Here is a 12676-nt window from a genome sequence, read left to right as displayed (position 1 = left end):
GGCTCCATTCTTTCCCATCCCTTCGTCATCGCTCTGACCTACGTCGGCATCCCCGTAGCCCTTGCCGACTGATCGCCGGGCCTACCCTCTCCCTTCCACAACCATATCAAGGAGGTTTTTCATGTTTCTTCTGGCCGTCCCTCCCCTGCTCGAGCAGTTTGCTTCGCTTACCTACGCCATTTGTCTGTACGACTTTCTGATGTCCACGTTCTAGCCTGGTTACCTGTCGGCCCGTCATCGTTTCACCCCAAATCCTAGGGAGGTTTCCTCATGTTCTTTCTTCTTGCTCAGCCCGGCATTGCGGGCACCATCGGCTCCATTCTTTCCCATCCCTTCGTCATCGCTCTGACCTACGTCGGCATCCCCGTAGCCCTTGCCGACTGATCGCCCGCCCCTCTTGTGTCCCCTTTTACCGCAACACTCACGGAGGCTTTTTCATGCTCTTGCTGTTTGCGCGCTCCACGCTCAGCCAGCGATGCTCGGGTACTGCATCTGTTTCCTATCTGCCTGTTTTGTGCTCCTTTCTTGCCGGTGGAGTGGCTGCCTCTCCGCCGTTCCGGCGATAGAGAAGGAAAGGAACCCGCATGATCAGACAATAAAGCTTTTTCTCCCATCAGCAGTTTTATTTTTATATTTTTGCCTAACTTTTCCTTGCTTCAACAATACATTCCATTTATGATATAAAAAAATGAAAATGAGGCTTTGTTCATGGGCACGATCTTTGTTTCATATACGGGAACCCAGATCATGGGAACACTGACGCCGCTGCTGGGCAGCGTGCACGGCGGACAACGGCCTGATGCCATCTGGCTCTATGTTTCCAAACTCAGCGTACCATATGCCGAACGCATCAGAACATTCTGCGAAGAACATGCCTTGCCGCCTGTTACGCTTTTGCCGGAAGCCGCCCCCGCCGATATCGTGAAAGACGTTGCATCCCGGGGAGAGCATATGCTGTTCAACTGTCAGGGGGGACAGAATTTTCGTGTTGCGCAAATGGTGGCGGAACTGGCGACACGGGAAGCAACGCTGGTGTTGACTACCAGTGAAGAGATTTTATTTGTTCCCACCGCCGGCGGCGACACGCTCCGCCGTCCTTTGCCGCCCGCTTTGCCCGTGCGGGACATGCTTGCCTTGCAAAATGTCGTCTGGGAGCAGGAACAGGGCGAGAGCCCTTTCTGCGCCTTTTGCCGAGCCGAGCGGATCCCGCTGCCGCACGATATGTTGCAAAACATCCGTGTGGGCGGCCTCCTGTTTGATGCCGTATGGTGCGGCTCCGGCAGCCATGTGTCCTTTTTGGTCGATACGACGGCGAACACTTCCGCCAAAAGCAAGATTCGTCTGCGCAACGCTCGCGCCATTGCTCACTGGGCGGCCTCGCGGGAGGCCAGCGGCCAGCTTTTCAGCCGCATGGTGCATGTCCTCTGCCCTTCCGGCACGATCCGGGATCATGTACGGGATGAAAGCCGCCACAAGGCGCATGCCGTCGTCATCAATGCCCAGCTTCCCCGTCATCGCCGCATGGAGAAGCTGCGTACGATCATGACCCGTCTGACGACGGCCGCCCGTGTTGTTCCGTATGCCGCCCCTGCTGTTTGTCCTGTGGGATCGGATACGCTCGTACTCATGCTGGGAGACGACGTTGCCCCCACGCTCAATGCCATCGTCAACCATAAGCTGCCGCACGTCATCCTCTGCCATACTGCCGATGAGCGCCAGCGGGAACGGGCGCAGCGTCTGGCAAGCAACATGAATCATCTGCCGGGCGTCGAGCATATTTCCCTACTGGCGACGGACATTACCGGCTGCACCCTTCCGCACAGCCTCATCCCGGAAAACGGCGCGCACAACATCCACGTCAACATTACGCCCGGCACAAAGGGGCACAGCGCCTTCCTGACCCTCTGGGCCAGGCGTCACGGCTTCGGCGTCTGGTCACTGGACAAGTCCGCCGTGCGCATGCTGGCGCCAGACAAAAACGCTCTTCCCGTACTCTCCTGCGATCCCTTGCTGTTGCTGCGCCAGAGCCACCCTGCTGCCCGGGCCTGTGACATGACGTCCCGCAGGGAACTTTTTGACGCTCTCCTGCACCAGATGCGCGCGTGTCTGGAGGAAGGCAAGGAGTGGCTGCAACAGGAAGTCCATGCCGGCGGATACAGCAAGGAGTGGCTGGAAACGGAGGGAAAGTGGCGCATCACCACCCCGGCAGGAAAGCGTTTTTTGTATGCCGAAGCGGGCGGCGAATGGCTGGAAGGGCTGACGGCGTATGCCTTCCGGCAGGCGGGGGCCACACATGTGCATGAACGGGTGCGCATCCCCTGGGAACATGCGGCGGAAAGGCAACTGCACCAGTGCGCTTTCCGTATGGATATGGATGTGATCGGCGCGTGGAAGTCGGTGCATTTCCTCGTTTCCTGCAAGGCCACCACCAAGCAGACCAAGAAGCCCGCCGCTGAGGAGTGCGTGCAAATGGCGCAGAGCCTCAGCCGCTTTGCCCTGCCCCTGCTTTGCCATCTGGGCGTCGCCCAGTGGAGGGTGGAAACCATGTGCGACTCCAGGGCCACCGTGGCCTATTTCGGCTGGCGTGAACTCTGCCGGCCGGAGTGTTTGCGCATGATGCTGGACGAATTGCTGACCGGCAGGCAGCACAGCCGTGCGGCGTCCTCCGAATCCAAGATATCGTCAAAGGAGACGGCATGAATTCTGAACTTGGCTATGTCGTTCTGGAAGTGGGCGGCATACAGAACTTCATCCTCGGTACGGGAAAGCTCAAGGAAATGCTTGGAGGATCGGAACTTGTCGAGTCCCTTTCCAAGGATTTCTTCACTGGATGTTGCGAAAGCCTGGGTTTGCGCCTTATCGAGCCAAAGGATGCCCGACGCCCGGAAGCAGGTGAGGTGCTTGCCCTGCAGCGTAATGCCGGTGCGCTGCATCTGCTCTTTCCATCGCCCGAGGCAGGGCGGGAGTTCGTGTGCGCCTACGGCCTGAAGACGCTGGAACGCTATCCCGGCCTGCCCTTGTTTGCCGCCCTGCGTCCCTGCTTGTGGACAAAGGAAAGCATCAAGGACACCAAGCGTGAGCTTGCCGGAGATATCACCCGCCAGCGCAATGCGGCTCCTGTGGCAACGGGCATGCCCATGCTGCCCTTGTGTCGCCCTGCCCGCCTGGACGGCCTTCCCGCCGTGGCGGAAGACGACAAGGAGGCCGTATCCCTGCCCTCACAGACGCGCCGCCTCCCGGAACTGCTGCAAAACGCACGGCAGCGTCTGCGCAAGATAGAGCTGGACGATATCCCGGAAAACTGCCGCCCCGAATGGTCGGAAGACCTCGAAGAGCTTGCCGCCGGGCAGGGCAAGGTGGCCTTCATCCATATGGACGGCAATGATCTGGGCAAGCTGTTTCGCGCCAGACTGGAAAAAATCGATAAGGAAGGGGGATCGCCGGAAAAATCCATTCAGGACATGGGACAGCTCTCTCGCCTTGTGGAAGAAACCACCGCAGCGGCTTTTCGTGCGGCCTTGCAGCGCGTGCTGGAATATGATCTGACCTGCGGCGCCACACAAAAAACGGGGGATGCCCCCGCCCCGCGTGCGCTCGTCGTGCCTGTGCGGCCGCTCGTTCTGGGCGGTGATGACGTCACCGTGGTGGCCAGAGCCGACGTGGCGCTTTTGTTCATCGATACCTTCGTCCAGGCCTTTGAGGGCTTCTCCAGAGAGAAAGGCACGCGGCTTTCCGTGGGGGTGGGCATGGTGGTCTGCCCCGTGGGCTATCCTTTCCTCAGAGCCTTTGCGCTGGCGGAAGCCCTGATCAAGAACGCCAAGAACCTTACGGCGGACATGCCGGGCGAGCGCCCCAGCAGCATGGATTATCTGGTGATCACCAATGAAGTGGACGCGGAACTGGAGACCGGCAGACAACGCACGGCACAGGCCGATGGCGGCGCATGGCTGACCGCTAAACCTCTGCTGCTACGGCCGGGTGAGCTTGCCGATTTTGTGGGCGAGAGCATCGATGTGCTGACCAGCCTTCCGCGTTCCGCCGTGCGTCCGGCCATGAATGAATGCCGCCGGGGCAAGGCCCATGCCGACAAGATTTGGCGACAGTTGTTCAAGAATCTGCAACGCGGTCTGGGCGGACGCCATAATGCCACGCTCATGTCCACGGAACGCTTCCAGACGCTTTTCCCCGACGACAGCTTTTTCTTCTCGCGGGGGGATCGTCATGTGACCCGTCTGGGCGATTATCTGGAGCTGGCGCATCTTTTGCCAGCCAAACCAGCCGGCTACACCAAATATTTGCAGAATAACAAGGAAGAAACCCATGCGTAAGCAACTGGAGATCCTGTTCCTCTCCGAATGGCAGGTGGGCAGCGGCCTGGGCGATGGGCATCTTGCCGACACGGTGCTGGCACGCGACACGGACGGGCTGCCTTTCGTGCCGGGACGCGCCCTGCGCGGCGCCCTGCGCGAGGGGGCATGGCGTCTGGGACGCTGCCGTGAGGATCTGCGCCGTGCCGAAGCCGTCTTCTGGGGCACACGCAGTACAGCGGATCTGAGCAATCAGTCCGGCTGCCTGCGCGTTTCTCCCGCACGTCTGGAAGCGGAGCTGCGCCGCTGGCTCAGCGTACAACCCATGTCGGAACGGGAAAATTTTGTGCGTGACATGACGTGCCGTCGTATACAGACAGCTCTGGACGAAAAGCGGCAGGTGCGTACCAGCACCCTGCGGACGCTGGAATGCGGCATCCCCGGCCTTCGTCTGACGGCGGAAGTGGTGGTGGAGCCTCCGGCGGGACTGGATTGCGCCTGGGTGGAAAATTATCTTGCCGCCGTCTGCGCGGCGGTCAAGAGTATGGGCGGCAATCGCGCGCGCGGACTCGGCCTGTGCCGCCTGCGCCTTGCCGACACGCCCGACGGCCCCATCGGCCTGCCGTCCGAACAAGCCCTTTTCCTGAGAGGTGCCGCATGAAGGCTGTTTCCCTTATCCTTGCGGCGGAGGAGCCGCTCGTCATTACCGACGGTTCCGCCGAAAGCATGGGACATCGGACACTGGAACACATTCCCGGCAATATGTTGCTGGGCGCGCTGGCCCATGCCTGGAAGCGACTCCATCCTCAAAGCCCGCCAGATGCTTCGCCGGAATTTGTTTCCCTCTTTCTGGCTGGTGACGTGGAATGGGGGCACGCCTATCCCCGGGTGGGAGAAGGTCCCACCGTCCCCCTGCCGCTCTGCTTCCAGAAGGTAAAAAACCACGGCGGTCTTCCCGTGGAAGGCGACGAGGATATATCGGACTGCCGGGTGTTCAACATGTTTGCGCTGTCCGAAGGCGAAAAACTGGATGCCTGCTACCGGCGTCATCATCCCGACGAGGCGGATGGCCCGGTCAAGCTCAGCAAGCTCGGGGACGGCTTCATGGCGCCGGATACCTGCTGCATGCCCCGGCTGTCGCAGTGCTGGACCATGCATGTGGCGCTTTCCGAGGCGCGCACGGCGGCGGAAAGCCAGCTTTTCGGCTACAGTGCCCTGACGCCCGGCGCGGTTTTCGAGAGCTACGTCATCTGCAAGGATGAGGCAGCCGCACAGGCCGTTCTCGAGCTTGTCGCCGCTACGCCCGTCATCCATGTGGGCCATGCCCGCTCCGCCGGGTACGGCCGCGTTCGCTGCCGTGCCGTCCTAGCGAAACTGCCGGAGCAGCAGCCGCAAGGCGGGCAGGCGGATTTCTTTCTTCTTTCCGATTATCTGCCCGTCCATTCCTGGGAAAATCCGCTGGAAAGTCTGGAAAAGGAGCTGGGCCGCGCTCTGGGCGTGCCGTTGACGCTGGATGCAACGCATCAGGCCTGCGCCTACGTTTCCATAGCCGCTTTCAATGGTCTTTGGCGGCTGCCTCGCCGTTCGCGTCTGGCCCTCAAGCGTGGCAGCGTCCTGCGCGCGAGCTGGAGCGGCACGGCGCGTCCCCTGCCGCCCAGTCTTGGCGGCTGGCGACGGGAGGGATACGGGCGCCTGCTCTGCGATCCCGTCTTTTTGAGCAGTGAAATGGTACGCCCGCGAGGGGTGGCCTCCGCGGCTGCGGCGACCGATGTCCCGCCTCCCGCGCTCACGCCGGTAGTGCGCGTGCTGCGCTGGCGCGGACTGAGCCGTCAGGCGCAGGCCGCGGCCGTGGATTTCGTCAGCCGCGACGACATCCAGCGGTTCATTGAAACCGCCGCGGGCAACAGGCGGCCGAGCCAGAGCCAGCGCGGCAACATCCGCCTGCTGGTGGCTACGCGGTCGCGATCCGAATGGAAAGGCATATTCGTGGACATGCTCACGAAAACGCCCGGCGAACAATGGGAAAAAGCTGCGGCATACTGTCCCTTCAGCGACTACCGGGAGCATTTGTCGAAGATCATGCCGCGCCTGCTGGATGAAAAGGAATTTGCCCGGCTGGCCGCATCGAAGCTCCGTTGTCTTGGCGGTGAGCCGGATGCCCGCGAACGCGAGGCCTTCATGGATCGCTTCCACCGTCTTGCCCTGCTGGAACTGCTCAACGCGTGGGAAAAGGCCTTTCGCCGCAATGGTCATGATGCGTCCGAGGAGAAGCACTGATGTACGTCGCCCGCTTTATTCTGGAGTTGCAGACCCCGCTGCATTGCGGGGGTGGTGAGGATGTGACGCAGGATCAGCCGGTCAGCCGCGATGCTTTCGGCTTCTGGCGGATCCCCGGAAGTTCCGTGGCCGGCATCTTGCGCGGCTGGATGCGGGATCAGACCGACATCCGGGGGGTGGAGAGCCGCCTGTTCGGCAAGCAGGAAGGCGTAAACTGCCTTGCCTCCCTCATCTGGTGCGAAGATGCCCGGCTGCTGGATTTCGACGAGGTCCCGGTCGTCGAAAAGGTGATGGGCGGGCAGGAGGTCGCCATCCCGCAAGGTCCGTACATTCGCGATCATGTCCGCCTGGGATTGGGAACCGAAGTCGCTGAGGAAGGCGGCAAGTTTGATGAGGAGATCGTCCCCCCGGGAGCGCGCTTTGCGCTGGAACTGCGTCTGGATGCCTGGGAAAAGGCCGCAACCTCTGAAGAAAGAGAGGTCTTTTGCCGTCTTTGCGCCGCGCTGGCCAGCGGGCATATCCGTCTGGGCGGCAAACGCGCCAGCGGCTATGGCAGGGTAAGGAGCCTGTACGCCGCCTGCCGCCACTTTGATCTGGATACGGAAGAAGGCATGATCGCCTGGCTCAACCTTGCCCCCGCCCCACGTTTTGCCAACGGCGACGGACGGGAGGTGGCTCTCCCGGATGCGGCGCCGCCGCAGTGGAGGGGCGAGGGCCTTTCCGCCGATCTGGAATTGCCGCTGACGTGCGATGCCCCCCTTATCGTGGGTGGTGTCAACGTGCGCGATGAAGCGGACATCATCTGCCTGATGACCCCCTGCCTGGACTACGCGCAAAAGCGCGTCGAGCCGCGCTATACCCTGCCCGGCAGTTCCCTGCGCGGGGTGCTGCGGCATCGGGTCTACCGGGTGGCCGAGGCCCTGGATATGGATGCCGCCGTTTGTGTGAACGGGCTATTCGGCCATGCATCCGGCGCGGAAGGAGCCGCCGGCAAGGTGTGCGTGGAGGATGTGCTGCTGACGGCCGGGACACCGGCCCATCTCCAGCATGTGGCCATCGACCGTTTTACCGGCGGGGCGCTGTCGGGGGCGCTGTTCGATGAGTGCCCGCTCTGGCAGGACGGGCTGGAAGTGCCGCTGCGGCTGGAAGTGCGTGAGCTCACCGATACGGAGGCCCGCCTCCTTCTCCATGCGCTGCTGGATCTTGCCGAAGGCGCATTGCCGGTGGGGAATGGCGTCAATCGCGGCAATGGCGTTCTGCGCCTCAGGGGCATGGAACAAGGCTGGCGGAAGGCGCTCGAAAACGTGCGATGCGATGCCATGCGGCAGGGAGAACGCCTTGACCGTCATGATGCGTCCATGTGCCGGCGCTGGCTGGAGGACATCGAAGGAGACCGCCCATGAATAACGTGCAATTCTCAATAGATACGCGGGTACTGACGCCCGATGCCGCCCGGATGCTGTGGCCGGAGCTCTTTTCCGGCGAGGCCTGGTTTCTGCTGGAACAGCCGCAGCACTGCCTGTGCGGCAGACTGCCGGACTTGCCCCCGGACTGGCACGAAAGCCTCCTGAGCTGCACCATCTTTTCCGATGATGCGGAGCTGCGCATGGAGCCGGACAAAGATGGCCTCTGCTGCCGAATCGTGTGCGAAGGCCGGGAACTTCCGGGCAGCATGAGTGTTGCAGGCTATGCCCGGCGGCGCGTCTATCTGCTGCGCAAGCACGAGGTGACGGCCCCCCTGCGGGTGCAGGGCAGGCTGCCGCGTCTGCGGCATACGGAATATTTTGTGCCGGACGAGGTTTCCGGTATGCCCGTGCTGCGGGCCGAACGCCTGAGCGGCATTGCATCCAGTTCGCTTGACCGGGAGGAAAACGCATGAGGCAAACCTATTCGCAGAGCTTCAAAGGGGGGGGCAATCACGCCCGTTCCCGTACCGGCAAGCCGTGCGTCGGCCCGGCTACCGCGCCCTATAATTTCATCCCCTGTGATCCTCGAGGGATAGTGCCTTCCCCCCCGAACGACGGTACGGCCTATACCGGCGTCATCCACTGCCGCCTGCGTGCTCTGACGCCGTTGCTGGTCGCCGGGCCGCAGGAAGCGAAGGGGCGAGACACGCAGGATGCGGAGGCACAGGACCGTCGTTTCTTCATGGTCGATGGAAAGCCCGTCATTCCGGGCACCAGCCTCAAGGGCATGTTGCGTTCCTTTGTGGAGATCATCAGCCATTCGCATCTTTCGCCGGTCAATGGCGGCAAGCTGTTCTGGCGCAATGTGACAGGCACAAAGAGTGCCGCCTACAAGGAAAAGTTTCCCCCGGATGATAACATCCTGGGCGGTTTTCTGCATCGCAAGGGGGCGCGCTACACTCTGGAACCGGCAAGCCGCATCACGCGCGGCATCGGCCCGGAAGCCTACCAGACCGGGAAGATGCACTTAAAAGAGCAGGGCTACATCTTCCATCGCGTCAAGGAGGAGAAGGACAGAAAGACGTGGGATGTCCCCCCGGAAGTCGTGGAGACTTTTTTTGATCAGATGACGGAAGATCAGGAAAACCGCTGGGGTAGAAAGGAAAAGCCCCATCTGGATGACGGCAAGGGGGCGCGCGTTTTTTATTGCGTGGACAAAAACGGGCAGATAGCGGCTCTGGGGACGGCGCGCTATTTCCGTGTGGCCTATCGTCATACGGTCAGGGATCTTGTGGGCGAATGTCCGGCCGACGACTTTGCCGCCGGGCTGTTCGGCTCTGTCGGACGAATTATCCGCAAGGGACGGGTGGCGGTCAGCGCGGCGCGGTTCACCAGGCATTCATGGCATTCCCCTTCCCCTATTGAGGCCATCCTCATGGAGCCGCACCCGACCTGTTTGCTGCATTATCTGCAGCAACCCAAAGCCAGGGACTGCGGCAACAAACTGGACGAGCTCGAAACCTACGACAGTCCCGGGGCACGTCTGCGGGGCCGCAAATATTACTGGCATTGCAAGAGTGTTCGGCTCTGTCCCAAACATCTCAGGGGCAAGAGCAAGATCGTTTCCCGTCTGCACCCGCTGGCCGCCGAATCTGAAGCGCGGTTCACCATCCGTGTGGACGGCGTCAGCGGCGTGGAGTTGGGCGCACTGCTCACGGCGCTGGAACTGCCGCAAGGCCATGCGCACAAACTGGGGCTGGGCAAGGCGCTGGGGCTGGGATCGGTACGGCTGGAAGTTGAGGACGTGCTGGTGCAGCCCCGGCGGGAGCGTTATGCCTCGTTGCGCGACCGCTTTGCGGGCGGGCCTGCCCCGCTGACGCCCGCCGCCTGTCAGGAACTGAAAGCGGCCTTTCAGGGCTATGTCGGCGAGCGCATGGGCAAGCCCTATGAGCAGTTGGAGTCCATACGCACCCTGCTGGCCATGACGGACTTTGACCAGTGTCCGAGAGCGGAAAAAACGGCTCCCATGCCGCTGGAAGAAAAATACGGACAGCCCAACTTTGCCAAGAGCAAGGCGCTGTTGCCGTCGGCGCTGAAAGTGTACGGCAGTCGATGATGCGCCGCCATGTGCGGAGAGATGCCCCGCCGGGCATGTGGCGTGCCTGCGCGCCCGGCGGGGCATTCGGGAGTATTTTCAGTTTGAAACGCCTGTGTTTCAAACCATGAGCATTTTCAAAACGCTGCGCGTTCCAAAGCATACGGCCTGGCGTTTCGCGGAAAAAACGCGGTCATTCCGCTTGGTCTGGGCCGGGCGGGCGGTGCTGTGCGGCCGCCTCGCGTTTTGCTTTTTTCAACGGCAAAACGCTCTGGAGCCTATGCGTCCTGCCCTGACGGCCCAGGCCTGCCGCGCCGCTCCATATGATAGGTCAATTTCTGATAGGGGATGCCGAGGAGACGGGCAGCGGCGGCACGGTTGTTGCCGGCTTGCCGCATGGCCCTTTCGATGAAGAGCGTACGCTTCCGCTCCAGCCAGGCGTCAAGGTTCTCGGGCAGGAAATCCCCCTCCCCCTCTTCGTCCGCCCGCCCTTCCGGTGCGGCGAGCGCCGAGAACTGTTCCGCAAAGGCCAGATGGCGCTCCACATCGCCCTTTTTGAGGATGCATCCTCCCCGGGATTCCACTCTGACGCAGGCCAGGAACAGCACATGCCGCAATTCTCGAATATTGCCGGGCCAGGCGTACGACAACAGGAGAGGCCACACATCCTCATCCAGCGTCCAGTTCCTCTTCAGTTGCGGCGTATCCCGCCCGAGCGATTCCAGGGTGTCCTCAACCGTCTGGCGAAAACGGGCTTCATCATGGCAGGCAAGCCGGCGCAGCGGCGGAAGGTACACCGGGCACATGGCGATGCGATAAAAGAGGTCTTGTCGAAAGCGCCCGGCCCGCACTTCCTCCGCCAGATTCCTGTTGGTGGCGGCAATGATGCGTACGTCGGTCACGTCCTCTGAGCCGCCGCCAACCCTCTCTATCTTTTTTTCCTGCAGGGCTCGCAGCAGGATGGCCTGCCTTTCCAGAGGTATCTCCCCGATCTCGTCCAGAAAGAGCGTGCCGCCCCGGGCGCGCACAAAGGCGCCCACCGTGTCCTTGTAGGCGCCGGAGTAGGAACCCTTTTTCGCGCCGAACAATTCGGCACGAAACATGTTGCCGTCCCCGGCGGCCAGCTCCGCACAGTTGACTTCCACAAAGCAGGCGTCATTGCCGCCGCATCCGGCGTGTATCCGGCGGGCAAAATGGGTCTTGCCCACCCCGCTTTCTCCCAGAAGCAGGATGGTGACGGCACGCACCGGCGCATACACGCTCAGTATCTCCTGAAGCTGCCCCTCGTCGGCCAGAGAACCGCCGCCCTGCCGCCAGCTTTCCACCGGCAGACGAAACGGCAGGCGCACCTCGAAACACTGACAACCGTCCTGCGCGTACTTCGGCTCCACCACCCGCCAGGCCTGACCGCCGGCATAGCGTACCTGACTCAGGTACAGCATGATGGCTTGTATGGCCGGGGTACCCGGCGTCAGATTGAAGCAGAATCGCTCCGCGTCGTTGTTGTGCCAGTGCTTGCGGAAAAAATCCTCCGCCGCCGCGTAGACTTCTTCATAGGATGTGGGATCGTCCAGGCCGGTCATCACCAGTGTGCAGGCGGCTTTGTTGCCACGCGCCACCCAGTCCCGCATATTTTCCGCATCCGCTTCAAATTCCTTGCTGACCAGCAGGTAGATGCGCTCCGCCTCCCGACCATCCGTCAGGGTACGCACAGGCCCGTTGTGTCCGGGAGCTTCCTCGCCCGTAAAGAAGGACTTCCTGTCCGTATCCGACACCGGAAGGCCGTTTTTTTGCCGCCACGCGGTCATGGCGGCAATATCCTTCCCGCCGATCCAGCTGACGATGATGGAGCGTCGCTTCTGTCTGGCCATACCGCCTCCTGCCGCTGTTTCGCCTGCGGCCATTGCCGCCGCACAACCCGCATGTCTCCTTCCCGGAATGGGGACGCCTGACAAGCGTATGCGCCGGGCGAAAGGAGGTCAAGAAGACATGCCCAGTCGACCGGGAAGGATGCGGCACTCCTCCGAGCTCAGAGGTCTGTGCAAGATGCAATTCGAAAATCGTTTTTATGTCCGTCGGTCGTAACCCCCCCGAGCTCAGAGGTATGTGCAAGGGATAACAGCCACGGCGATGCGACGTCTGATGTCGTAACCCCTCCGAGCTCAGAGGTCTGTGCAAGAAAATCAAGGAGGATAAGATGGTTAAAAAATTGTCGTAACCCCTCCGAGCTCAGAGGTCTGTGCAAGAAACCAGTGCCAATTGCAGCTTTTGCAACATGTCGTAACCCCTCCGAGCTCAGAGGTCTGTGCAAGTAGAAGGATCATTGTAGCATGCGATAAGAAGAGTCGTAACCCCTCCGAGCTCAGAGGTCTGTGCAAGTGCTGCTATCTATATAGATCTTTCCAACGGAGAGTCGTAACCCCTCCGAGCTCAGAGGTCTGTGCAAGCTCATACGCAGGCATAAGGGAATACAGGATAAGGTCGTAACCCCTCCGAGCTCAGAGGTCTGTGCAAGAGTCGAGCCCAAGCTTTGATGTCTGGTGGCGCCGTATCACCCCTCAAAACTCAGAGGTCTGTGCAAGTCATCAGAA

General features: G+C 61.4%; 8 protein-coding genes and 1 CRISPR repeat array. Of the genes, 7 read left to right on the top strand and 1 reads right to left on the bottom strand.

Annotated elements, in window-relative coordinates:
• Positions 1–747: 747 nt before the first annotated feature.
• Genes Q0K12_RS11325 through Q0K12_RS11295 form a run of 7 tightly spaced genes read left to right on the top strand, consistent with a single transcriptional unit; the run spans position 748 to position 10106 of the window.
• Positions 748–2700, top strand: a complete 1953-nt coding sequence (locus tag Q0K12_RS11325; RefSeq protein ID WP_297263034.1) for a hypothetical protein — start codon at positions 748–750, stop codon at positions 2698–2700.
• Entirely contained in the window at positions 2697–4328 is a 1632-nt protein-coding gene (locus Q0K12_RS11320) for a hypothetical protein (protein ID WP_297263031.1), read from the top strand. Before Q0K12_RS11325 ends, Q0K12_RS11320 begins: the two co-directional genes overlap by 4 nt.
• Positions 4321–4968, top strand: coding sequence for an RAMP superfamily CRISPR-associated protein (locus tag Q0K12_RS11315; RefSeq protein ID WP_297263029.1), 648 nt, complete (start codon positions 4321–4323; stop codon positions 4966–4968). The genes Q0K12_RS11320 and Q0K12_RS11315 overlap by 8 nt, the downstream gene beginning before the upstream one ends.
• On the top strand, positions 4965–6584 hold the full coding sequence (locus Q0K12_RS11310) for a hypothetical protein (RefSeq protein ID WP_297263027.1): 1620 nt from the start codon (positions 4965–4967) through the stop codon (positions 6582–6584). The genes Q0K12_RS11315 and Q0K12_RS11310 overlap by 4 nt, the downstream gene beginning before the upstream one ends.
• On the top strand, positions 6584–7987 hold the full coding sequence (locus Q0K12_RS11305) for an RAMP superfamily CRISPR-associated protein (RefSeq protein WP_297263025.1): 1404 nt from the start codon (positions 6584–6586) through the stop codon (positions 7985–7987). Before Q0K12_RS11310 ends, Q0K12_RS11305 begins: the two co-directional genes overlap by 1 nt.
• Positions 7984–8463: a hypothetical protein gene (locus tag Q0K12_RS11300; RefSeq protein WP_297263023.1), complete on the top strand. Its 480-nt coding sequence runs from the start codon at positions 7984–7986 to the stop codon at positions 8461–8463. The genes Q0K12_RS11305 and Q0K12_RS11300 overlap by 4 nt, the downstream gene beginning before the upstream one ends.
• A complete protein-coding gene (locus Q0K12_RS11295) occupies positions 8460–10106 on the top strand; it encodes a TIGR03986 family CRISPR-associated RAMP protein (RefSeq protein WP_297263022.1) in 1647 nt (548 codons plus the stop codon). The genes Q0K12_RS11300 and Q0K12_RS11295 overlap by 4 nt, the downstream gene beginning before the upstream one ends.
• A 257-nt stretch (positions 10107–10363) precedes the next feature.
• Here the strand turns inward: Q0K12_RS11295 and Q0K12_RS11290 are convergent, their stop codons facing one another.
• Positions 10364–11956: an RNA repair transcriptional activator RtcR family protein gene (locus Q0K12_RS11290; protein ID WP_297263020.1), complete on the bottom strand. Its 1593-nt coding sequence runs from the start codon at positions 11954–11956 to the stop codon at positions 10364–10366.
• Between the two features lie 140 nt (positions 11957–12096).
• Positions 12097–12667: a CRISPR direct-repeat array (repeat unit 35 nt; unit sequence GTCGTAACCCCTCCGAGCTCAGAGGTCTGTGCAAG).
• Positions 12668–12676 lie beyond the last annotated feature (9 nt).

This window comes from uncultured Desulfovibrio sp. (assembly GCF_944324525.1).
Classification (GTDB): domain Bacteria; phylum Desulfobacterota; class Desulfovibrionia; order Desulfovibrionales; family Desulfovibrionaceae; genus Desulfovibrio.
Note: the sequence above shows the minus strand (reverse complement) of the source record. Positions and strands in the feature narration are given on the sequence as shown.

Coding starts and splice junctions, on each gene's coding strand:
- Q0K12_RS11320 (WP_297263031.1), top strand. CDS start 2,697: ATGAATTCTGAACTTGGCTATGTCGTTCTGGAAGTGGGCGGCATACAG.
- Q0K12_RS11290 (WP_297263020.1), bottom strand. CDS start 11,956: ATGGCCAGACAGAAGCGACGCTCCATCATCGTCAGCTGGATCGGCGGG.
- Q0K12_RS11300 (WP_297263023.1), top strand. CDS start 7,984: ATGAATAACGTGCAATTCTCAATAGATACGCGGGTACTGACGCCCGAT.
- Q0K12_RS11310 (WP_297263027.1), top strand. CDS start 4,965: ATGAAGGCTGTTTCCCTTATCCTTGCGGCGGAGGAGCCGCTCGTCATT.
- Q0K12_RS11295 (WP_297263022.1), top strand. CDS start 8,460: ATGAGGCAAACCTATTCGCAGAGCTTCAAAGGGGGGGGCAATCACGCC.
- Q0K12_RS11325 (WP_297263034.1), top strand. CDS start 748: ATGGGAACACTGACGCCGCTGCTGGGCAGCGTGCACGGCGGACAACGG.
- Q0K12_RS11305 (WP_297263025.1), top strand. CDS start 6,584: ATGTACGTCGCCCGCTTTATTCTGGAGTTGCAGACCCCGCTGCATTGC.
- Q0K12_RS11315 (WP_297263029.1), top strand. CDS start 4,321: ATGCGTAAGCAACTGGAGATCCTGTTCCTCTCCGAATGGCAGGTGGGC.